Origin of the sequence: Acidithiobacillus sp. (genome assembly GCF_023229925.1) — a bacterium.
Lineage (GTDB): Bacteria > Pseudomonadota > Gammaproteobacteria > Acidithiobacillales > Acidithiobacillaceae > Acidithiobacillus.
Genome location: NZ_JALNYM010000002.1, coordinates 545,101 through 569,143 on the forward strand (window position 1 = coordinate 545,101; position 24,043 = coordinate 569,143).

A 24,043-nucleotide genomic window follows, 5' to 3' on the forward strand; every position below is an offset into this window, starting at 1 on the left:
CTTAAAATGATATCCAGGTCAGCAGCTCAAGCGTATTGTAAGCCGACGCTTTTTCAGGACCTACCACGCCATTGGTCAAACCGCGGAATTTGTTGTAAAGCGTATAGCGCAAGGAGAATCGCGTGTTCCACCACGGCAAATAAGACGCCTCAATCCATTCTCCGTTGGTATCAGGAGATCCGTTCGCGGAATAGCGCGTTCCCCAGAGATCAGAATTGGCTGAACCCCAGGTGTCCAGATATCCACCGGATACGCCGTAATGATCATGGAACCAATAAGCGCCATTTATATTGAGCGAGTTCAGCTTTCCCGTTGTCGTACTTGAAATGGCGTTGCCCGGACCGAAGTTCTGGTCCTCGTGTATCCAATCCGCGTGCAACGTGACGTTGCTGTTCTCCGCCGTATCCAACCATTGCAGCTGGCTATCCAGGTCATAGTCATCGAAACGGTCTACAGGGCCGCCTTTGGTGTTGGGACTATCATACAGATGACTCCACATCCCGTAGGTACCCACTTCCCAGTTCCAGCTACCCCAGTCGCGCTGATAGGCTAGGCGAACATAAGGAGCGACGCCTTGCATTCTCCCATCATTGGCATATCCAAATGCCCCCCCCGAGTCCGCTGGGGTACCTATGCCATCAGCGTTGGTGTAGCCATCGGCTTCAAAATAAATCCAATTGGTCTTATTCGGTCCGAAGATGTAGGCCTCATAAGTGCCGACACCCACAAGCGGATAACCAGCGCCATGCGCCCCTTCGATAAAGGTGGTGGGGATCTGCCGAATAGCACTATATTTGGAGCTCGAAAACGGCGCATACCAATCTGGTACGGTGTTGTAGATGTCGGGCTCGGTCGGTGTATTATTCACTTCGACGCCGGTAATCAGTAACTGGTCGGGACCAAAGCTCCAGGGATGCGCCCAGCGGAAGTCGCTGTCGTCCATGGCAAAGCCGCCCCGACCACTATAGGTCAGATGCATGAATGCACCGATATGCGGGGTAATTTCACCCGCGTAGAACAAGCTCACCTGCTGCGGAAATTGAATGTCATTCTGGTTACCAGGCGGGTTAGAGACGCCCGCCCCATTAAATGCCTCCTGACCACCGGCCACATTCGCATAGCTTGCTTGCGCGAATACCGAAAACTGCGACAAACGCATCAGCAGCAGCGCGGTGCTCTTCCCAAATTTCGCCTCCAGTTTCTGCTGCCGCTGCACATTGTTGGTGGTGTAGCCCAGCAACTTGAACATACGGCCCATCGGGGTAAGCTGGGGATAGGATGTATGACAGGTTGCGCAAGACCACCCGGTCTGGCGAGCGAACGTCGGCAAGGCCAGCGCATTGCCGGAGAACGCCGCCGCCCCAACCATGAGCGTAGCGCATGTAGCCCAACGGACCTTGTTTTTCCAGTGCAACTTTATTTTCATGTTTGATCTCCTTTTTTATCTTTTCCGTTTCTGGCGAGAAAACCCATACCCGCTCTTGTTGCCACTTCGTCAATCACACTGCAGGCTACCCACTTCATCAGAGGTCCGTTCGTCTATACCCAGAATACAGCAAACTCTATGCCAAGCCACCAGTATTTTAGAGTTCATCAACATCATGATTAACTGATGCATTTTCACAAAAAAATACCGCTGTATTCATCAGGTAATGCCGTTTTTGGCGTGACAATTAATTCATACTGCCATCTCTGGCATACACTCCTCTCTCGTTGTCCATGCGGCATCATGTAGCAGCGTCGAAAAAAGATCGCGAACACTTCTGATTTGTTGACCGAAGGGCAGCTGTCCGGCGCCTCGAAAGAATAGCCCATGCTGCACATCACCGCGTTGCGCAGCCGCCAATTGAGCCTCTATGCAGAATTGTCCTGAAGATGAATTGCCATCCTTGAACCCACAATGCACCAAGCACTCTGTTTGACTTGGGCATTGAGAACGATCCTGACTCGCACAGGCGCGCAGTTTTTCCTCACGCCCCAAGTAGCGGCGCAACCAGGGAGTAAGCACTGCGCGCGCGGGCAGACCTGCCGAACTCATAAATGTCACCAGGTCTTTAGGCGTCGCATCGGCAAGAACACGCTTAAAATTAACATGCGCATCACCCTCGGTGGTTACCGCGAACGGTGTACCCAACTGAACCCCGCTCCCGCCAAGGGCAAATATCTCCCGTATTTTCTGAAAGGAAGATATCCCTCCCGCGGCAACAAGTGGAATCTGGTCAGGTTTCAGACCTAATTCTTCAATTAATCTGCGGATCGCGGGCAGGACATTTGCAAAACCATACTTGGGATCTGAAACATCCTCCAATCTGGTCGCTCCCAAGTGTCCGCCGGCGAATTGGGGATTCTCGATAACAATAGCGTCTGGAAGACGTTGCTGTCGCATCCAGCGGCGCAGCACCACCTGAACGCCACGCGCTTCAGAAAGGATCGGGATCAATGCGACCTTGGGAAACTCCGCAGCCAGCATGGGCAAGTCCATGGGCAGCCCCGCGCCCACGATCACCGCGTTTACCCCACTCTTGATAGCTTGCAGCACATGCTCTCGATAGCCGGAAATGGCATGCATGACATTGACTGCGATAAACCCCTCCCTTCCCGCGATCCGGCGTGCCTCCTGAATCTCGCGGTCTAAGGCGACCAGGTTCGCTCTGGCCGACGCTTCAGGATCTCTCAGGCGCCGCAAGTGCCGCATCAAGTCCTCGTGCAAACGGCGTAATTCCACGCTCGCAATCGTTCCAATGGCCCCTTCCGCCGCCACTGCCCCGGCTAAACGGTGTGCTGAAACACCAATACCCATACCCCCCTGTATCACGGGGAGCAGGGACCGTCCTTTGATCCTTAAGTATGGGAAATCCATGTCAACCACCTCGTTTGCGTCGCGCCGGACGCACGTTAAGAATACTTTCATATCCGTTTATTGTCTGTTATGGTATATGAATAATGCTTTTCCAATGGAATGTCAACAAGGCGTTTGGGTTTTCGATTACACGCGACAACTGACGAATAAGGAGAGATGGGGAAAAGGCAACCTTACGCTTGCCACGCTATTTCTTCCCGACAGAAATGCCGGGGACCCCCGCAAAAACCAATGACGACAAAATTCATGCATCAAGGGCGCGCACTAGCACGTCCATTTATTGCCACAACAACCATTTTGATGGATCCGGTGCTCACCGCCCTCTTCATGGGCACAGCCAATTGGGTTATGGCGAAACATCAACCAGATCTCTACCAGATAGAGGGGCGGCACATTGTGGTCGAGGTGTCCGACCTCCGAAAATCTTTCCACTTTACAATAAGGCGCGGAAGGATTGCTCCGGCTTTCGCTGGACCGGTCGATTTGCGCATTGCCGGAACCGCCAAGGATTTCTGCCGACTCGCACTGCGCCTCGAAGATCCAGACACCCTTTTTTTCGCACGTCGCCTGGCGTTGGAGGGAGAAACATCTATCGGACTGCACCTTAAGAATATTTTGGATTCGATAGACTTGGATTGGCTCTCCCCGATCAACGGTCTACCGGCCCCATTGGGTCGCCGAATAAGGCAAACCATAGATCGCGCCATCCGCAAAACGCACGCCGACAGGCACTTGCATGACGTACTTGATCGCGCTCTTCAGCCCTGAGCGCTTGTATATACCTTAAATGGATTTGACGATCTTACCATTGAATATAAATGAGCACATAGAAACGGCCTATCATGTTTTGGGGCTAACGCCCTGCGACATTATATTCCACAGACTAACCGCACCGCTCCGGCACACTTTTGCTCACGCCGAACTGGTGCTCTGAAAATAGAAATCTTTAATAGAAAGGACATCATAATGAATGACCGTAAACCGGAGCTGGTTTGTCCTGCAGGCGGATTACCTGCCCTGAAAGCCGCCGTTGATAATGGCGCAGATGCTGTTTATATGGGCTTCCGCGACGACACGAACGCCCGCAATTTTCCTGGACTTAACTTTAGTCCAGATGATACCGCACGCGGTGTCGAATATGCGCATCGCGCTGGGAAAAAAGTCCTTCTGGCCATCAACACCTATCCACAGGCACACAACTGGTCTGTCTGGACCACCGCAGTGGATCGAGCGGCGATGCTTGGGATAGATGCCGTGATCATGGCGGACCCTGGATTGCTGCGCTATGCGGCAAGTCATCACCCCAATCTGCGTTTGCATCTTTCCGTGCAGGCGTCTGCCACCACCCATCAGGCCCTGGCGTTCTACCACCAGCGATTCGGCATTCAAAGAGCCGTTCTCCCAAGAGTTCTCTCCTTACCACAGCTTTGGCATACCATAGCCAACAGCCCGGTAGAAATCGAAGTATTCGGTTATGGAAGCCTATGCGTCATGGTAGAAGGTCGCTGCGCCTTGTCATCCTACATTACGGGACGTTCTCCCAATGCCAGCGGGGTTTGCTCACCAGCCGAGTCAGTACGATGGGAAGAGACACCTCTGGGCCGCCAGTCTCGCCTCAATGGCGTATTAATTGATCGCCATGGCCTTAATGAAGCGGCCGGGTACCCTACCTTGTGCAAGGGCCGCTACTATACCAACGCGCAACCGTACTACGCCATTGAGGAGCCTACAAGCCTCAATGTATTGGCCATCCTGCCAGATTTATTGCGGCATGGTGTAGCCGCCATTAAGGTGGAGGGGCGCCAGCGAAGTCCGGCCTATGTCGCCTCTGTCGCGCGCACGTTGCGCGAGGCCATAGATATTTGCGCTTCAAATCCTGAGCGATATTCCGTAAAAACCCAATGGACCTCCGCACTGGATCGCCTTTCTGAGGGACAGTCCCATACTCTCGGGGCCTATCACAGACCTTGGCATTAACCCCCGATATGATACCGGTCGCCCATGCGGTGATTTAGCGATAGCCTATGGCTTTGCATGCAGATTCAGCGATCCGATGGCTATAGACGTTCATTCAACAAGATAGCATTGTCAAAAGGAGATACGGGAATGGGGCTTGCAACACCGGCCACGCTATCCCTCCCAGGTACAAATGCCAGGGCTTCCCGAGCAAATAGATGAAAATCTCATTAGGCCCAATTCACTATTACTGGTCAAAGGATCATATAGCGCAATTTTATCGGTCTGCAGAACAATGGCCCGTAGACATTGTTTATTTAGGAGAGACCGTATGCGCAAAACGACGCGCCCTACATAGGGCCGACTGGCTCGACATTGCGGCGCGACTAACCGACGCCGGCAAGGAAGTCGTGCTTTCCACGTTAGCACTCCTGGAAGCCAACTCGGATATTCTGCAATTAGAGAAGATGTGTGCGAATGCCAATTATCTGCTCGAAGCCAATGACATGTCTGCGGTTCATTTCCTGGCGGGACGCTCTCCGTTCATCGCGGGGCCCCATATAAATTGTTATAATAGCGAAACATTATCGCTATTGGCCGAGCTTGGCGCAGCTCGATGGGTCCCTCCGGTAGAGCTATCCTCCACGGCCATCAGCACGTTACAAAACACGCGGCCGGAGGCCATGGAAACCGAAGTGTTCGCCTATGGATACTTACCACTATCGTTTTCGGCGCGCTGCTTCACTGCCCGTGCGGATAACGTCGGCAAGGACGAGTGTGAACAACGCTGCATACGAGATCCAGAAGGGCGGCCACTCTTTACCCAAGAGCACGAACGCCTATTCACCATGAATGGCATCCAGCTTCAATCAGGCATTCCGTGCAATCTGTTATATGAGATGGGTGCTATGTCGAATATGCGCATAGACATTGTGCGTATATCTCCCCAGTTAAAAGATACCGATACGGTTGTTAAAACATTCCGTGCCGCTTTAGATGGGAGCCCTGTTCCCGAGGGGACACTGCACTCACCTGCTTGTAACGGCTATTGGCATGGCTTACCAGGCATGACGTTCATGCATGCCCATAATGACTGATGGGAGAACATTTATGAACAAACTAACTTGGGGCGACAGCGGACTTCGGAATGGCGCAGATAACCTCGTTCTGGATTCCCAGCAAATTATCGTTACACATACGGATCAGCTGCCATTGCTCCGATTTTACGAAAGCACACGAACCGTAGCATTGGGTGCCTATGAAGACAAGGATTTTGCAGTACGGTCAGCATACTGTCAGACTAATTCCCTACCAATCATACGCCGCTTAACTGGTGGCGGCACGTCATATTTATATCCCAAGCAAATCAGTTGGACCTTAACGCTCCCGGTGCAACATTTAAATATAGAACGATGGCTCGATATCATTTGCATGGCCGTTTGCAATGGTCTATCTGTTAGTGGCCAAGAAAACGTTTATTTCAATGCCCCAAATGACATCTACGCGAATGGGAAAAAGCTGGGTAGCGTATATGTCGGCGTATTAGATAATGTCCTAGTCGCAAATGGCACCCTGTTCAGATCGTTGGACATAAATACGATGTTGCACGCGCTGCGCATCCCAAAAGAAAAGTTAACTCCCGCAGGCATACATACTGCCACGCATCGCTTCACCACTTTACCTCATCTGAGCGATGCAGGCCTATTTCAACTCAAGAAATCTTTAGCACAAGCCATAGCTCTAGCCTGTAACTTGCCTACTATTACGCAGATTCAGTGGATCGACAATACCCATCAAACATACGTTTGTGGTCACTATAACCTGCCAGAATATGCTCATGAGAGCACGTATAGTGGTTTTATTTCAACATCGGGCGGGGTGCTTCACGGCCGCATAGCATTTGACACGGATCTCCGGATATCGTCTTTACGCCTGAATGGTAATGTGTATATTCGGCCGCACAACCTGTTTCGTAAAATTGAGTCGGTATTGCGTGGTGCATCAGAATCTGAAATCACGCATCGAATGGACAACCTGTTTTATGAGAACCAATGGGAGTTGTTTAGATTCACTCCACACCATATTAAAGTGTTGATTCGGCGCCTTTTCGAACAACATGAAATAGCGGTCAAACTTTCCATAGCACCATCGTCAGCAAGTTCCGTCATGATCCATGATCCTGAAGGAACAATGGATGCCTTGGATATTGCAGCAAAAGCTGACGCCTTACTCGTTCCATACTGCGCCAAACCCGCATGGTGCAAGTGGCGCCATAAAGATGGCTGCTCCCAGTGTGGGAAATGCGATGTTGGCGAGGCATACAAGGTAGCCAGGCAGCAAGGATTAAATGTTACCACAGTGAAGAATTTTGAACATTTAGAGATTGTACTGAAAACACTCAAGAAACGTGGTACCAAATCTTACTTAGGAATGTGCTGTAATAACTTTTACATCAAGCGAGAATATGCATTTCGCGCTGCCAATATGCCTGCCTTGTTACTGGATATCGCTGGCGCCAACTGTTACGATCTCTTGCAAGAACAGTCGGCATATTCAGGAGAATTTAGCGCCGAGTCATCCATAGACCTTGGTGTAGCAGAAAAGGTTATCAGACTTGCGCGACGAAAACCCGTGCTATAAGCGTACAGGTGACAAAACTGGAATCTCTATCTAACCAAGATATTTGGTACATAGACGCGCAACCGATCAACCAGATCATCATCTATTGGAGCGTAGCTAGCCACCAACTCCAAATCTGCACATCCGGCCTTGTTAAAGCGTTGCAATACCCATCTGGATACGCCAATATTTTGCAAATCGCGGGCCATTGTAACAAGATCTGCACTATTTAAAATGGCGTTATGTACTGTTGTTCGGATTTCATAGGCAACCTTACTGAATAACATCCGCTCGAGAGATTCTTTTACCTTACAGCCGCTTCCTGGTACGCGGGTGACATCGAGATAACGCGCAAAAGGTGCTTTGACATCAAACCCTACCCAATCTAGGAAGGGGAGCATATTTGCAAAGTTATATGGATATAGTCCGGACGTGTGCAGGGCGACTTTGAATCCCAATGTTCTTACTTGCCTCATCGCCAACAGCAACGATTTATGGACCGTTGGCTCCCCGCCACAAAATGCTACTGCATCCAGCAACCCCTTACGGGTAGCCAGCCACTCCATGATACTAGGCCACGACATAACCGACGGTCCCCGCCCCTGCTGTAGGCTTGGATTATGGCAGTAACGACAGCGACACGGACAACCTTGGGTATATAGTACAGCACATAAATGCCCTGGGTAATCCACCGCACTAAACTGGGATAGGCCGGCAAAAGTCGGCAATAAAACAGGTCCGTTTTCAGATACGACTCCCTCATATAGAGAATGTTGGCGCACATCTAATGATCCGATAGAAAGCGATCCCCATCGAAACTCTTGGTCTCGATGAAATATTTACGTTCCAAATGCTCTCCCTGCTTACCTATATTAAACGATGAGGTCGGACGATGATACCCCATAACCCTTGTCCAAATCTCACAGGGTTGTCTTTCGTCATCACTCAACTCCATTGCTATCGGTTTTTCGTTGACTCGCTCAGGGCACATAATATTCTCCTTTATGTATTATGCAGAACGCCGCCGCTTTTCGGCAATGCGTTCCTGGTCACAGACCGGACAAAATGGATGCTCACCAGCCAGATATCCATGCACCGGACAGATGGAAAAAGTGGGAGTAACGGTAATGTAAGGCTGCCGAAATCGCTCCAGCGCGCGCCGCACCAAGCGCTTGCAGGTTTCTGAGCTAGAGAGGCGTTCGCCCATATATAGATGTAGAACGGTGCCCCCCGTGTATTTGGCTTGCAAAGCTTCCTGCCGTTCCAATGCCTCAAATGGATCGTCCGTAAATCCAACCGGCAGTTGCGAAGAATTCGTGTAGTAGGGTTTGTCCAGGGTCCCCGCTTGCAAAATGTCGGAAAACCGCTTGCGGTCTTCTTTGGCGAAACGGTAGGTGGTACCCTCTGCGGGCGTAGCCTCCAGATTGTACATATGGCCTGTTTCCTCCTGAAAGGCGACCATACGGCTCCTTATATAATCTAACAACTCTACGGCAAACGTGTATCCCGAAGGCGTTGTGATATCCTCCCTATCGTCCGTGAAATTGCGGATCAGTTCGTTGACCCCATTAATGCCAATGGTGGAGAAATGGTTGCGAAGCGTGCCCAAATACCGTTTGGAGTAGGGAAATAACCCAGTGTCCATGTGGCGCTGAATGATCTTACGTTTGATCTCTAGACTGTTTTTTGCCATTACCAGCAGACTATCGAGTTGACGATATAACGCATTGCGGTCGTTTTTATGGAGATAACCCAGCCTGGCGCAGTTGATGGTCACCACACCAATGGAACCCGTCTGCTCCGCTGAGCCGAAAAGCCCATTACCGCGCTTGAGCAATTCGCGCAGGTCGAGTTGGAGCCGACAACACATAGAGCGCACCATGTTGGGCTGGAGTTCAGAATTAATGAAATTCTGAAAGTAGGGCAGGCCGTACTTGGCCGTCATGGCAAACAGTCTTTCGGCATTTTCCGAATCCCACGGAAAATCAGAGGTTATGTTGTAGGTTGGGATGGGGAAGGTGAAGACACGACCCTTGGCATCCCCCTCGCTCATCACCTCGATATAGGCGCGGTTGATCAAATCCATTTCCGGCTGCAGATCGCCATAGCGGAATGGCATCTCCTTTCCATCGATGACCGGAACCTGTTCCCGAAGATCTTCAGGGCAGACCCAATCGAGCGTTACATTCGTAAAAGGGGTTTGGCTGCCCCAGCGGGAAGGCACGTTCAGGTTGTAAATGAATTCCTGAATATTCTGACGTACTTCGTCATAGGAAAGCCCATCCTTGCGGACAAACGGTGCCAGATAGGTGTCAAAGGAACTAAAAGCCTGCGCGCCAGCCCATTCGTTCTGCAAGGTGCCGAGGAAGTTTACCATTTGCCCCACAGCACTGGACAAGTGGCGGGGAGGTGCCGCTTCTACCTTCCCTGGTACGCCGTTAAACCCCTCCTGCAGCAAGGTTCGCAGAGACCACCCAGCGCAATAACCTGCCAGCATATCGAGATCATGGATATGAATGTCCGCGTCACGGTGAGCGACGCCGATTTCAGCCGGATAGACATGACTCAACCAGTAATTGGCGATCACTTTCCCCGCGACATTCAGAATCAGGCCGCCCAACGAATAACCTTGATTGGCATTCGCGTTGATTCGCCAATCCTCCCGATCCAGGTACTCATTGACCGAGCTAACGGCATCCACCACCGCCTGACGGTCCTTGCGCAAGCGCTGATGCTGCTCACGGTACGCGATATAGGCGCGGGCCGTATGGTAGAAGCCTTCATCCATCAACGTTAATTCGACATGATCTTGAATCAGTTCAATCGTGGGGTCACGGTCGATAACGAGGGGCTGCAACGTGTTCAGAACCACTTCCGTAATTCGTCCAGCGGTACTGGCATCAAATTCACCAGCCGCGTGTCCCGCCCGCGTGATGGCAGAGCAAATTCGATTTGGATCGAAAGGTGCCATCGTACCGTTTCGCTTAATGACAGGTGGCCAAATAGCCCTACTCGAATGGCTGGCGGACAAAGGTTCTTTCATTAAACTTCCCCCGCAGAAACGGTATACAACCTGAGTATAGCAAGATAACATTATGTAGACATCTTTTTATATCTTTTACCAGATATAGTGGATTTGTCAACGGTAATGGCGGTGTTGTTCTTTCTCGGGCCATCAGGATAGGATCCCGCAACCGTCGCAGATCACCGCGCATAATGGCCCGGACAGCGAAGATGGGTTCACCCGTTCCTCATCTGGTCCACTGGTCCACATATGGCTCGTCAACGGGCGCCTGAGCGCTGCCTGAACCCCCGGAAGGCCATGCAGCCTACCACCAAACCGACGGGGGATTTTTTAGGACAAGAATACTGAGCGGCTTGTGGATAACTTTGTGGATAGTTTGCTGGCCGCAGCGGTTTCGTCATGCCAAGGGCGCTTTGACACAGAGCGGAAACACTGTGTAACAATAAAAGTGTATTTATTACATAATGTTACATTAACTACTGAAACATGATCACGAACAAGTCCACGTAACTGCGGTTTAATGTTTTTGTGGAAAACTTTATCAGGCCAAGCGCTTTCTTGACTGCCATCGCTCATAAACTTCGTCCACGTTTGTGTCCATCTCGTAGGTTTTTTCTACCGCCGGGGCAAAGACTCGGTCATAGGCCAGTCCATGGCGCGCACCGCCACATTTTGGTATACTTCATCGACGGAGAATTATGGTGAAACGCCCTTCCCGTTGCGGGGAGTGAGCCCACTCTGCTACCGCGTGACACGGACATGGTAGCGACGGAAGGCACCGCGCTTTCACCTCCAGACCCTCTGACCAGGTTACGCATGAGCAGTCACCCAGCGCCATCCGCGCTGCACAACGGAGACGCCTTATGGGCGGCGCTGTGTGTGCAGTTGCAAGAACAGACCACAGCCCAGCAGTTCAACACCTGGCTGCGCCCCCTTCGTGGCGAGTTGCATGATAACGAACTGCGCCTGATCGCACCCAATACCTTCGTCAAGGAATGGGTGCGGGAAAGACTGATGGATATACTGGAAGGGGCGCTCGCCGAGATTGCGCCGGGAATGATGCTTCGCCTGGAACTCGGCCCCGACGAAGCGACGATCCCAGCCCCGGTATCAACTACTTCTGCCACTGCTCCGATCACCGATCCTCGCAATGGCAACCGGCTCAATCCCGGCTTTTCCTTCAGGTCCTACGTCGAAGGCAAATCCAATCAGCTTGCGGTGGCGGCCGCCCGGCAGGTAGCCGAAAATCCGGGAAAATCTTACAATCCGCTGTATATCTATGGCGGCGTCGGACTGGGCAAGACGCATCTCATGCAAGCGGTGGGAAACGCCATCCTCCAACGCAACGCCGATGCCAAGGTGCTCTACGTCAGCTCCGAAGGCTTCATCATGGACATGGTACGCTCACTGCAACACAACACCATCAATGACTTCAAACAGCGCTACCGCAAGCTGGATGCCTTGCTCATTGACGACATTCAGTTTTTTGCGGGCAAGGACCGCACCCAGGAAGAGTTTTTTCACACCTTCAACGCCCTCTTTGACGGCGGTCGGCAGATTATTATCACCTGTGATCGCTACCCCAAAGAGGTGGACCGCCTGGAAGAACGCCTGCAATCGCGCTTCGGCTGGGGACTAACGGTCGCCATTCAGCCCCATGATCTCGAAACGCGCATGGCCATTGTCCTCTGCAAAGCGGAAGAAAGCGGCGTTGATCTGCCCGAAGAAGTGGCCTTCTTCATCGCCGAGAAAATTCGCTCCCATGTCCGCGAACTGGAAGGCGCGTTGCGTCGGGTGGTCGCCCATGTCAACTTCACCCACAAGCCTTACAACCTGGATACCGCCCGCGAAGCTCTGCGTGATCTGATTGATGTGCAGAAGCGCATGGTCAGCCTCGACAACATCCAGAAAGTCGTAGCCGAGTATTTTCATATTCGTGGTTCCGACATGCAGTCCAAACGACGCAGTCGCAACATTGCCCGGCCGCGTCAGGTAGCGATGTGCCTGACCAAGGAACTTACCAACCACAGTCTGCCGGAAATCGGCGAGGCCTTCGGCGGACGCGACCACACCACCGTCCTCCATGCCTGCCGCCAGATCGATAAACTGCGTCAGGAAGACACGCAGATGAATGAAGATTACTGCAATCTGCTACGGATTCTTGGCGCATGATCCAGCACTCGCAAAAGCTGTGGATAAGACGCTGTATAACCCCTGTACAGGCTCTGTACGAAAAATGGCGCTCTTTTTTATCCCCGGGCATACCCGCTTATCCACAGCTTGCCGACAGCCTGTCTAGGTCAATAATTCTATGCAATACCGTAAATTACACCACATTCCCACAGCCTACCCAGCCATTAATAATAATAGTAGTTAAAAGAAAAAAAATAAATTATATATATAAAGCGGCCCGATCGGCCATTTTTCAGACCTGGCACTCAAGGAGCAAAATCTGATGAAAATCACCATAGATCGTGAAGATCTCCTGCCTATCCTGGCCAATATGGCAAACATTGCTGATCGACGGCCAGTGCAACCCATTCTTGCTCATGTTCTCATCGAAGCCGCGGGGCAACATTGCCGCTTTGTCGCTACCGATCTGGAAGTTCAACTTGCCGCCGACTTAGACCATCCGGTAGATGTTCCCGGCACCTGCGCCGTCCCTGCCCGCAAACTCTATGACATCTGCCGAGCGTTACCAGAACACACCCCCATAGAATTTCATAAGGACGGCGAAAAACTGCTCTTGAAAGCCACTAAAAGCCGTTTCACCCTGCACATATTGCCAGCTGATCAATTCCCATACCTCACTACCCACAGCAGTCGTTGTCAGGGTAACTGCAACGCTAAGGCCTTTCGCGAAGCACTTGCGGTCGCTGCCAACACCATGGCACAGAACGACGCCCGGCTCTTCCTCAACGGCGTCCTCATCGAGGTGGAAGGTCAGGAACTGCGTCTCGTAGCCACAGACGGTCATCGCCTAGCCATGATGACCCTGCCCTTTGCTAGCAGTCTGGAAAGTGGAAGCTACCAGGCCATTCTGCCTCGCAAAGCTGTTCTCGAACTGCTGCGGATTCTCGACGGTGGCGATATCACGTTGGAGATGTCAGACACCAGCTTTTTGCTCAACGACGGTACGCAACAGTTCGCCTGCAAACTCATCGACGCCAAATATCCCGATTACCGGCGAGTGATTCCCCAAGGACATCCCCGCTTCGCCATACTGGACCGCCAGACCTTCAAAAGCGCCTTGCAACAAAGCGACGTCCTGGTCAGCGACCGTAATCCGACTACCCATTTGCACCTCAGTAACAACCAGATGACCTTGCGTAGCCGCAATGAAGAACAGGAAGAAGGCGAGATCCAAATCCCGGTCGAATATCAGGACGACGCTCTGGATATTGCTTTCAACAGCCATTATCTCACCGATACCACCCAAATATTCGCCCAGGAAAGTTTGCGGATGCGGGTCAAGGACAGCGACAGCAGTGCCGTTTTTACTCCAATAGACGGAAATAACCCCCTATATATCATCATGCCTGTCCGTCTTTGAAATGCCCCTGGAGACCCTCCACATCCAATCGGTGCGTTCCATAGTAACGCTGGATCTGAAAGCGGACCGACAGTGGAATTGGCTCATGGGCGCCAATGGTACGGGGAAGAGTTCAGTGCTGGAGGCCATCCACATCCTTGGTACAGGACAAACTTGGCGGCACAGTCCTCGCCATGTTCAGCGGGATGGCGACAGCGAATATTTGGTCAGCGCGCACCTGCCCGATCATTTTCTCGCTCTGCGCCGGCGTGGCGAGGAGCGAGAAATACGTTATGATGGTGAGTCGCTCAGTTCGGCGTGGATGCTACTGGATATCCTGCCGTTGCAAAGCCTGCACGATGACAACAGCCATTTCGTTGCGGGGACGGCGGAAGACCGCCGACGCGTGCTGGACTGGGGCATTTATTACGCAGACCGTTCCTATGGCACGGTGTTTCGTCAGTACCGGCGGGCTTTGCAACAACGCAATGCCTGGCTGAAAAGCGGTCACGGCCAGCAACCCTGGGACGACGGCGTCATTACTTCCGGTGAAGAAATTCAGCAGCGGCGACAAGCGCATCTAGCCGCTGTGCAGCCCGAAGTCGCCGCCCTCTGGGAACGCTGGTCCGGATCGCTTTCCGGACTTAGTCTGCATCTGCACAGTGGCTGGAAAGAAGGTTTAACGCTGAGTGATTGCCTGCTACGGGACCAGGAACAGGATCGCGAAATGGGTTATACCCACAGCGGTCCGCATCGCGCCAATCTGGCCTTTCGGGTCCGCGGGAAAGCGGCACTGGATATCCTTTCGCGCGGCCAGTTGCGGGTATTGGGTTTGGCCTATCGTTTGGCGCAGGTAAAGATACTAAAGCAGGCCGGTTTGCCGCTGCCAACTATATTGATTGACGATTTCGCGGCGGAGCTGGACGCTTCGGCACGGGATTGGTGGGTAAAGGAACTCGACCTGCTAGGTGTGCAGGTCTTCGCTGCTGTCACCGCCGCCGGGCAGATTCCGACCGCGGTAGGCGGCCGCCATTTTTGTCTGGCAGCAGGCCAGCTTGAGAAGGAAACCGCATCATGACGGAAAAATACGATTCTACCAGTATCCAGGTGTTGAAAGGGCTGGAAGCGGTACGCAAACGCCCCGGCATGTATATTGGCGATACCGATGACGGCAGCGGTCTGCATCACATGGTTTTTGAGGTGGTGGACAATGCTATCGACGAGGCTCTCGGCGGTTATTGCGACGCCATCGTCGTTACCATCCATGACGACGAATCCGTCAGCGTCAGCGATAACGGTCGCGGCATACCCGTCGATATCCACGCCGAAGAAGGTCGTTCCGCCGTAGAAGTGATTATGACGGTGCTGCATGCCGGTGGTAAGTTTGATGACAATGCCTACAAGGTTTCCGGCGGTTTACACGGAGTCGGCGTCTCGGTAGTCAACGCTCTTTCAGAAACACTCCAGTTGCGTATCTTCCGCGATGGCTATGTTTGGACTCAAGAATATCAGGATGGCGAACCCCAGGCGCCGGTTGCACGCGGCGAGGTGTCGCGCAAACATGGCAGTACCATCCGCTTCAAACCATCGCCTCAGGTTTTTGCTGATACCCATTTCCACTTCGAGATTATCGCGAAGCGCTTGCGTGAACTGGCCTTTCTCAATTCCGGCGTGCATATCACCTTGCTGGACGAGCGCGCCGGGCGGGAAGAAATTTTCCATTATGAAGGTGGTATCCGCGCTTTTGTGGAGCACCTCAACCGCAGCAAAACCGCCGTTCATCCCACTGTGATCAGTCTCACCGGAGAACGCGACGGCATTGTCGTCGAAGCGGCCCTGCAATGGAATGAAGGCTATAACGAGGTCGTGCTCTGCTTCACTAACAATATTCCCCAAGCCGACGGCGGCACCCATTTAGCGGGCTTTCGCGGCGCCCTGACCCGTACCCTCAACCAGTATATGGAGCGGGAAGGCATCATCGCCAAGGCCAAGGTCGCGGTGAGTGGCGAAGATACGCGTGAAGGGTTGACAGCGGTGCTTTCCGTCAAGGTACCGGACCCCAAATTTTCTTCGCAGACCAAGGAAAAGCTGGTCTCCAGCGAGGTTAAACCGATAGTCGAGTCCTCTATGTCCGAGGCACTGACGATGTTTTTGGATGAGCATCCCAAAGAGGCGCAGGCCATTGCCGCTAAAGTCGTCGAAGCGGCACGGGCGCGGGAAGCCGCCCGGCGGGCACGGGAACTGACCCGCCGCAAGGGCGCACTGGACATTGCCAATCTCCCTGGCAAGCTGGCCGACTGTCAGGAGAAAGACCCCGCCAAGTGTGAAATCTATCTGGTGGAGGGCGATTCCGCCGGCGGCTCTGCCAAACAGGGCCGTGATCGCCGACATCAGGCCATCCTGCCCCTGAAGGGCAAAATCCTCAATGTGGAACGGGCGCGTTTCGACAAGATGCTCTCGTCCGATGAAATCGGGACACTGATTACCGCGTTGGGTACTGGTATTGGCGCCGAGGATTTTGATGTGGCCAAGTTGCGTTATCACCGGGTCATCATCATGACCGATGCGGACGTCGACGGCAGCCATATCCGCACCCTGCTGCTGACCTTCTTTTACCGGCAGATGCCCGATCTGGTGGCGCGCGGTCATATTTATATCGCCCAGCCGCCCCTCTATAAGGTCAAGAAAGGCAAGGATGAGCGCTACATCAAGGACGACATCGAACTGGCCGCTTACCTGCGGGAAATTGCCATGCAAGGCGCGCAATTTCGTCCGGCTGCGGATGCTGAGCCGGTAACGGACGAGCAACTGGCCGGCATGATGCGTCAGTACCAAAATATCGAGGCTTTGGTGCAGCGCCTGGAACGGCGCTATCCCAGTACTTTGCTCTGGGCCTTGGCCACGTTGCCGCCCATCGTTGCGGAGTCGGCGGATAGCGCCACCTGGGACGATTTCGCGCGACAACTCCGCGCGGCACTGGAGCTCAACGCCCTGCCCGCCGAACATTACTCGGTGGAGCGGGTGGGTGAAGCGGAGGCTTTGCGCCTACTGGTTCGCCGCGAACATCACGGCAGTCAGGAACTACGTTTTTTTGATCAGGATTTTTTTGCTGGCGGCGAATACCGGCATCTGGCCGACTATGCGCGGGTGATCGAAGGTAATATTCACCTGGGTGCGCGTATGGAACGTGGCGAGCGAGGGCTTACCGTCAGCCGTTTCCGCGCTGCGATGGACTGGCTTCTGGCTGACGCCCGTCGTGGTGTCGAGATTCAGCGCTACAAGGGTCTGGGTGAAATGAATCCAGAACAGCTCTGGGAAACCACCATGAACGCGGAAAACCGGCGTCTGGTGCGGGTGGATGTGGAGGATGCCATCGCCGCCGATGAGGTCTTCTCCATGCTCATGGGCGATGCGGTGGAGCCGCGTCGCCGTTTTATCGAAGAGAATGCACGTTTCGTATCACGACTCGATATCTGATCACGCGGCGACATTCTGATCAAAACGCAAAGGTATGGGCCAGTGGATGATTTCCATGCGCCCATCGATATGTTCGACCAGTGCGGTACAGCTCTCGACCCAGTCGCCGTCGTTGTAATAGAGGATACCGTCGATAATTTTTTGCTCGGCATGGTGGATATGGCCGCAGATCACCCCGGCATAACCGCGGCGTGAGGTTTCTTCGGCCAGCAGATGTTCGTAATCGTTGATAAACTGCACGGCTTTCTTAACCCGGTATTTGATATAAGCACTCAGGGACCAGTGACGGCGCAGGCCCAGGCGCCGGAACGCACTTTGCAGCAGCCGATTGAACCAGAGCAACAGGGTATAGCCATGATCACCCATATGAATGAGCCAGGTCGCATAGCGCATGGCGGCATCGAATTGGTCACCATGGATGACCCAGAGCTTTTTGCCATCGACAGTTTCATGCACGGCTTCCTGGAGGATGGCAATGTCGCCCAGGGAGATGGCGTCGCCTTGGGACTGTACATAATCAGAGAGTAGCTCGTAGACGGGATCATGATTACCGCGGATATAACGCACCGTGACCCCGGAGCGGGCCAATCGGAGAATTTTCTGAACCACCGTATTATGGCTGCGCGGCCAGTACCAGCGGACCTTGAGGCGCCAGAGGTCGATGACATCGCCCACCAGATAGAGCTGCTGGCAGGAATTGTGACGCAGAAAGTCCAAAAGACTCTCCGCCTGACAGCCGCGGGTGCCGAGATGGACGTCAGATAGAAATATGCTGCGATAATGGACCATAGGGTCATCCTGAAAAGGTGACAGAACCCTATATTGCCAGCAAAATATGACAGTTTGATGAAAGTTGGCTGTAGTGTAGTCGCCGATATGATTTTGGAGATCATTGTGCTTAACCTGTTTAACTTTGAATACAAAGAACTTTTCTCTGATAAAGGCATCGCCCGGCTGGATGGAGAATTTATTCGTAGCCTGGCGGAGAAAGACCAAATTCTTGCGGAACGCCTGCGAGTCTATCGTGCCGCAGGCGTCCAGCCCGCCGATAAAGCCCAGAGTGAGTTTCTGCTACAGCTTGCGCCCCATCTTGAACAATTTGTCGCACGGCTCTTTTGCCTGGAACCGGAAGTGGCTGCGTTGCAGGCTCAGACCCGCAGCCATGATGTGGTCATGGATTTCAAAAAGCATTTTGTGCTGCGCCGCGCACGCCGTTACCGTGGCGAGTTTCCGCACACTTTTGCGGATATGGATCAGTGGCTGGACATTGAAATCCAGCAGCGGTGCTGGCCGCGGGAGGATCGCGAATGGGCCATTGCTCGACTGGGTGAAGAATGGCTCAAGGATGAAGCGACCCATGCCGAAGCCATTGATCGTCTGACCCAGTGGTGTGCCCTCATCCTGAAAGACCCGCAGGCCGCCTTGGCGGTGCAAGGCTGGTCCAGTTTCCGCCTGCCCCAGCGGGTGGATCATGAGGCACTGGTCCCCTTAAAACGGCGGGATGACCTCCACGGTGCGCCCTTCGTGGCGCCAGACGGAACTTTGCGGCGCCGGGACAGTTTTCATCTGACCGATCTGCGTATGGACTTGCGCAGTGTCCAGAGTGAAGTGCATTACTGTCTCTATTGCCATGATCACGACGGGGATTTTTGTTCCAAGGGCTTTCCCGAGAAAAAGGGTGTGCCGGAACTGGGTCTCAAGGTAGACCCCCTCGGTGTCACCCTCACCGGCTGTCCCTTGGAAGAAAAAATCTCGGAAATGCAGGTTCTGAAACGGGACGGATTCAATATCGCCGCCCTGGCCATGGCGATGGTGGATAACCCCATGGTCCCCGCCACTGGACATCGTATCTGCAATGACTGCATGAAGGCCTGTGTCTACCAGAAGCAGGACCCGGTGAACATTCCGCAAATTGAAACGCGGATACTGACCGATGTGTTGAATCTTTCCTGGGGTGTCGAACTCTACGATTTGCTGACCCGGTGGAATCCGCTGCGCGCCGCGCAATATCTGGCGCAGCCCTACAACGGGAGGAAGGTGCTGGTGGCGGGTATGGGCCCGGCGGGCTTCACCATGGCCCATTATCTTTTGCAGGAAGGCTGTGCGGTCGTGGGTATTGATGGCCTGAAAATCGAACCGCTGCCCCAGCAGTGGCTGGAGGAGCCCATTCGGGACTGGAGCAGTCTCCAGGAGGACCTCGACGAACGCATTCTGCTCGGTTTCGGCGGTGTGGCCGAATATGGCATCACCGTGCGTTGGGACAAGAATTTTCTCAAACTGATTTATCTGACGCTGGCGCGGCGACCGAATTTCCAGATTTTTGGCGGCGTGCGGCTGGGCGGTACCATCACCCTCGAAAACGCCTGGGAACTGGGTTTCGATCACGTCTGTATTGCCACCGGTGCGGGCTTGCCGCGGGTGGTGCCGATGGGCGAGAGTCTGGCGCGCGGTATGCGTCAGGCCAGCGACTTTCTCATGGCGTTGCAGCTCACCGGTGCGGGCAAGCGGTCCAGTCTGGCTAACCTGCAGGTGCGCCTGCCGGCAGTGGTGATCGGCGGTGGCCTCACGGCGGTGGATACTGCGACCGAGGTGCAGGCCTACTATGTGCGGCAGGTGGAGAAGGTGCTGGCGCGCTATGAGCAGATGGCAGCGCAATCCGGTGAAGAAAAACTCCGCGCCGGGCTCTCCGCAGAGGATAGCCAAATTCTCGAAGAATTCCTGACCCACGGCCGGGCGGTGGGGGCGGAGCGGGAGCGGGCGGCGGCGGCAGGTGAAGCACCCAATTTCGTGCCGCTGATCCATGCTTGGGGCGGCGTGACCCTGGCGTACCGGAAGGGGATGCAGCAGTCACCGGCCTATACCCGCAACCACGAAGAACTCATCAAGGCCATGGAAGAAGGGCTTTATTATGGCGAGGGTCTCGATCCTCTCCGAGCAGAGCTCGACAGTTATGGGCATATCGCGCACATGGTCTTCCGCCGGATGCGCGAGGTGGAAGGGCGCTGGCTGGCCAGTGATCAGGATTTACGTTTGCCTGCACGAGCCGTCTTCATCGCCGCCGGCACCGTCCCCAACACCATCTATGAAAGGGAATATCCGGGGACTTTCCAACTGGATGGGGACCACTTCCTGACCCACGTGGCTCACGATAACGGGCCGTTGCAGGCGGTGCAGGTGGCCGCGCATTGCAAGGCCCCAGAGGCTGGTCCGTTTACGTCCTACGGTGATGCGCAAGGACATCGGATCAGCTTTATTGGGGATACGCATCCGGTTTTCCACGGTAGTGTGGTCAAGGCCATCGCCTCCGCCAAGGCGACATATCCGCAGGTCATGCAGAGCCTGGGGACGCTGGATACCGCCGTCGATCCGGATGTGCGAGGCTTTCAGCAACGCTTACAGCATCTGCTGAGCATGCGAGTACTACGCATGGATCGCAGCAACCCCTCCGTCACCGAGATGTGGGTGGAGGCACCGCTGGCGGCCCGCAATTTCCGGCCGGGGCAGTTTTTCCGCTTGCAGACCTTCGAGAGTCACAGCCCGATCGTGGACGGCACCCGTCTGCAGATTCCGGTGCTGACGGTCAGTGGTGCGGGGGTGGAAGGGGATGCGGTGCGCCTCCTGATCCTGCAGTGGGGCACTGGCCCGCGTCTGGTGGGACGCCTACAGCCGGGTGATCCCCTGATACTCATGGGACCGACCGGCGCCCCCACCGACATCCCCACGGGTAAAACGATTCTGGTGGTCGCCGGGCGCTGGGGTGCGGCGGTGATGCTGGATATCGGCCCGGCCTTGCGGGCAGCGGGCAACCGCGTGCTCTATGTGGCGGCCCTGGGCAAAGCCAGCGAACTGGATAACCAGGCGGAACTGGAAGAGGCGGCAGACCAGATCATCTGGTGCACCGGCAGCGGCCCCTTGATTCAGACCCATCGCGCGCAGGATCTCAGTGTCGAGGCCAGCGACATGGTGGCCCTGTTGTGCGCCTATGGGGCCGGTGAGCTGCCCGGACAAGCAGCGCAGGGCGGTGCAGGTATTCCGCTGAATAATGTGGATCGCCTGATGGTCATGGGTTCCACCGGCCTGCTCAAGGGGTTTCAGCAGGCCCTCCAGGCGGAGCTACAGCCGTATTTCCGCGCCGATCTGGAGGCCACCGCGACCGTGGGCAGCCCCATGCAATGCATGCTCAAAGGCGTCTGCGCCCAATGTCTGCAATGGCAGATCGATCCGGAAACGGGGCAGCGCACCAAGGCGGTATTTTCCTGTGCGCAGCAGGATCAGCCCCTGGCTTGGGTGGATCTGGATAACCTCACCGCCCGGCAGAGTCAGAATCGTCTGCTGGAAAGGGTCTCCAGTCAGTGGCTGGATCATGTCATGAGCGGGGAAAGCCTATAAAAGAATTCATAGAATACGGTTGCTGCTGCTGGCACCCAGTATAGGTGCCGGAGCCCGGCAGCAGCCGTCCCCCGATTACCGCAACGCAGTGCGCCCATAAACAATAAGAAAGGTCCTCATCCGCCCAGACAGAAAATGTTTCTGTTCGGCGCAATCGCTCCATTTCTGTTATCTCCTTTTGGCCGATGGTCATCAATCTGGCTTTTGGGCGAACAAAACGATATCTAAAAACCATCTTTACCCCATGATGTAGCTATTACTGATCGTAAATCAGCCTGTTATGTGCCTGCAGGTGGTGTCTTGCAGGCGTATTCAGCCACCGGATTCCAGACATTCGACCGAGATAGGCGTCGAATCTCCCGGCGGGGTCAATCGCTGTCTTTTGCTTATGAATTTTCCGTCGACGATCATCCGGAAGTGGCGCAGCCCCTTGATCGAAATCAAGGCGCATCCTGATCACAGCAGATATTGTTCACAAACATGCACCACCACTTCAGGAGACACCTTATGTTTTGCTATCAATGCGAACAAACCACATGTACCCCCGCCGGAATAGGCTGTACCAGTGAGCCGGGAACGTGCGGCAAGGATGAGGGCACAGCTGATCTGCAGGACATTCTTACGCACCTTATTAAGGGCATTGCCCAGTATGCGTGCCGGGCGCGGGCGGTGGGTGTTGCCGACAGACAGACGGACGACTTCATTTTTTATGGCCTTTTCACCACGCTAACCAACGTGAACTTCACTGCCACACGTTTTGTCCACCTGATCCAGGAGGCCAGCAAAAGGCGTGAGCGGATCAAATTATTGTACGAGGAAGCGGCGCGAGAACAGGACAAGACTCCCGAAATCCTGTCCGGTTCGGCCATCTTTCAACCCGCCGATGGTCTGGAGCAACTGCTGCGTCAAACCTCTGGCGTCGCCATAAACGCTGGCGTAGATCATCTCGGATCCGATGTAATCGGTGCCCGTGCCCTCATCCTCTACGGCATGAAAGGCGTAGCCGCTTATGCTCAACACGCCCGCGTCCTGGGTTATCAGAGTGACGAAGTCGACGCGCAGGCAGAGGAAATCCTGGATTACTTGGCAGGTAATCCAACAGACCTCGATGAAATGTTGGAAAAATCATTGGAAGTCGGTCGTTTGAACCTGAAGGTGATGGAGTTGCTTGACGTTGCCAACACCGACAGCTTTGGAACGCAGGAAATTACCTCGGTGCGCATCTCTCCGATCAAGGGCAAGGCCATCCTGGTCAGCGGTCATGATCTCCATGATCTTAAACAAATTCTGGAGCAGACCAAGGATCAGGGGATAAATGTTTACACCCATGGAGAGATGTTGCCAGCCAACGCCTATCCCACGCTCAAGGCATACCCTCATCTGGCAGGGAATCTAGGGGGAGCATGGCAGGATCAGCAGCGTGAATTTGCAGATTTCCCAGGACCCATTGTCATGACTTCCAACTGCATCATTGAACCGGTCAGAAGTTATAAAAATCGAATTTTTACCCTTGGTCCAGTGGGGTGGCCCGGCGTCCGCCATATTGAACATGGAGACTTTACCCCTGTTATCCAGGCAGCCAAGGCATTGCCAGGGTTTACGGGCGATGCAGAAGATCAGCGGATCACCATCGGTTTTGGACATCACACCCTCTTGGGCGTGGCTGGCAAAATCATAGATGCGGTGAAACACGGAGACATTCGCCACTTCTTCCTCGTCGGTGGGTGCGATGGTGTTTCTCCGGCGCGCAACTACTTCACGGAGGTGGCGGACAATGCCCCCGCCGACTCGGTAGTAATGACCTTGGGTTGCGGTAAGTATCGATTCAATAAGCATGAATTCGGGGATATTGGAGGCATCCCCCGCCTGCTGGATATAGGCCAATGCAATGATGCCCACTCCGCCATCCGGGTAGCGGGTGCCCTAGCCGAGGCGTTCGATTGTGGGGTTAATGACCTTCCATTGTCGATCATGCTCTCGTGGTTTGAACAAAAGGCTACAGCCATTCACCTTTCCCTGCTGGCTTTGGGTATCAGGGGGATCAAACTGGGGCCGACCCTGCCTGCCTATCTCACACCAACCTTGGTGCAGAGGCTCCAATCACGTTTCGATCTTGATCTCGATCTTATTGGCGAGGCGCAAGCGGATTTGCAGGCGGCCCTGACGCACACGGCATAGCACAAAG

Annotated in this window: 14 protein-coding genes and 1 pseudogene; 10 read left to right on the top strand and 5 right to left on the bottom strand. The window is 54.1% G+C overall.

Annotated features, from left to right (window positions below; all coding sequences use genetic code 11):
* Window position 1: 1 nt before the first annotated feature.
* Window positions 2-1,426, bottom strand: a complete 1,425-nt coding sequence (locus tag M0P56_RS09160) for a cytochrome C (RefSeq protein WP_291509740.1) — start codon at window positions 1,424-1,426, stop codon at window positions 2-4.
* A 252-nt stretch (window positions 1,427-1,678) separates the two neighbouring features.
* Entirely contained in the window at window positions 1,679-2,860 is a 1,182-nt protein-coding gene (locus M0P56_RS09165) for a nitronate monooxygenase family protein (protein WP_291509741.1), read from the bottom strand.
* 231 nt (window positions 2,861-3,091) lie between these two features.
* Between M0P56_RS09165 and M0P56_RS09170 the strand changes: the two genes are divergently transcribed.
* The 4 genes from M0P56_RS09170 to M0P56_RS09185 all read left to right on the top strand — a co-directional run bounded on the left by M0P56_RS09170 (window position 3,092) and on the right by M0P56_RS09185 (window position 7,456).
* Entirely contained in the window at window positions 3,092-3,628 is a 537-nt protein-coding gene (locus tag M0P56_RS09170; RefSeq protein ID WP_291509742.1) for an SCP2 sterol-binding domain-containing protein, read from the top strand.
* Window positions 3,629-3,826: 198 nt separating this feature from the next.
* The gene (locus M0P56_RS09175) at window positions 3,827-4,837 is read left to right on the top strand and encodes a peptidase U32 family protein (RefSeq protein ID WP_291509743.1); all 1,011 of its coding nucleotides are present in this window, start codon (window positions 3,827-3,829) and stop codon (window positions 4,835-4,837) included.
* A 197-nt stretch (window positions 4,838-5,034) separates the two neighbouring features.
* Window positions 5,035-5,913, top strand: a complete 879-nt coding sequence (locus M0P56_RS09180) for a U32 family peptidase (RefSeq protein ID WP_291509744.1) — start codon at window positions 5,035-5,037, stop codon at window positions 5,911-5,913.
* Between the two features lie 13 nt (window positions 5,914-5,926).
* Window positions 5,927-7,456: a DUF116 domain-containing protein gene (locus tag M0P56_RS09185; protein WP_291509745.1), complete on the top strand. Its 1,530-nt coding sequence runs from the start codon at window positions 5,927-5,929 to the stop codon at window positions 7,454-7,456.
* Between the two features lie 26 nt (window positions 7,457-7,482).
* Here the strand turns inward: M0P56_RS09185 and M0P56_RS09190 are convergent, their stop codons facing one another.
* Window positions 7,483-8,217: an anaerobic ribonucleoside-triphosphate reductase activating protein gene (locus M0P56_RS09190; protein WP_291509746.1), complete on the bottom strand. Its 735-nt coding sequence runs from the start codon at window positions 8,215-8,217 to the stop codon at window positions 7,483-7,485.
* 2 nt (window positions 8,218-8,219) lie between these two features.
* A pseudogene (locus tag M0P56_RS09200) lies at window positions 8,220-10,529 on the bottom strand (ribonucleoside triphosphate reductase).
* Between the two features lie 747 nt (window positions 10,530-11,276).
* Between M0P56_RS09200 and dnaA the strand changes: the two are divergent.
* From dnaA to gyrB, 4 genes are all read left to right on the top strand, one after another.
* A complete protein-coding gene (gene dnaA, locus M0P56_RS09205; RefSeq protein ID WP_291509748.1) occupies window positions 11,277-12,632 on the top strand; it encodes a chromosomal replication initiator protein DnaA in 1,356 nt (451 codons plus the stop codon).
* 283 nt (window positions 12,633-12,915) lie between these two features.
* Window positions 12,916-14,013: a DNA polymerase III subunit beta gene (dnaN, locus tag M0P56_RS09210; RefSeq protein WP_291509749.1), complete on the top strand. Its 1,098-nt coding sequence runs from the start codon at window positions 12,916-12,918 to the stop codon at window positions 14,011-14,013.
* 1 nt (window position 14,014) lies between these two features.
* Entirely contained in the window at window positions 14,015-15,070 is a 1,056-nt protein-coding gene (locus tag M0P56_RS09215; protein ID WP_291509750.1) for a DNA replication/repair protein RecF, read from the top strand.
* The gene (gene gyrB, locus M0P56_RS09220) at window positions 15,067-17,469 is read left to right on the top strand and encodes a DNA topoisomerase (ATP-hydrolyzing) subunit B (protein ID WP_291509751.1); all 2,403 of its coding nucleotides are present in this window, start codon (window positions 15,067-15,069) and stop codon (window positions 17,467-17,469) included. The genes M0P56_RS09215 and gyrB overlap by 4 nt, the downstream gene beginning before the upstream one ends.
* Here the strand turns inward: gyrB and M0P56_RS09225 are convergent, their stop codons facing one another.
* Entirely contained in the window at window positions 17,470-18,258 is a 789-nt protein-coding gene (locus M0P56_RS09225; protein WP_291509752.1) for a UDP-2,3-diacylglucosamine diphosphatase, read from the bottom strand.
* An 87-nt stretch (window positions 18,259-18,345) separates the two neighbouring features.
* Between M0P56_RS09225 and M0P56_RS09230 the strand changes: the two genes are divergently transcribed.
* Together M0P56_RS09230 and hcp are read left to right on the top strand one after the other, a co-directional pair.
* On the top strand, window positions 18,346-21,858 hold the full coding sequence (locus M0P56_RS09230; RefSeq protein WP_366110039.1) for an FAD-dependent oxidoreductase: 3,513 nt from the start codon (window positions 18,346-18,348) through the stop codon (window positions 21,856-21,858).
* 507 nt (window positions 21,859-22,365) lie between these two features.
* Window positions 22,366-24,036, top strand: coding sequence for a hydroxylamine reductase (gene hcp, locus M0P56_RS09235; RefSeq protein ID WP_291509754.1), 1,671 nt, complete (start codon window positions 22,366-22,368; stop codon window positions 24,034-24,036).
* Window positions 24,037-24,043: the final 7 nt, after the last annotated feature.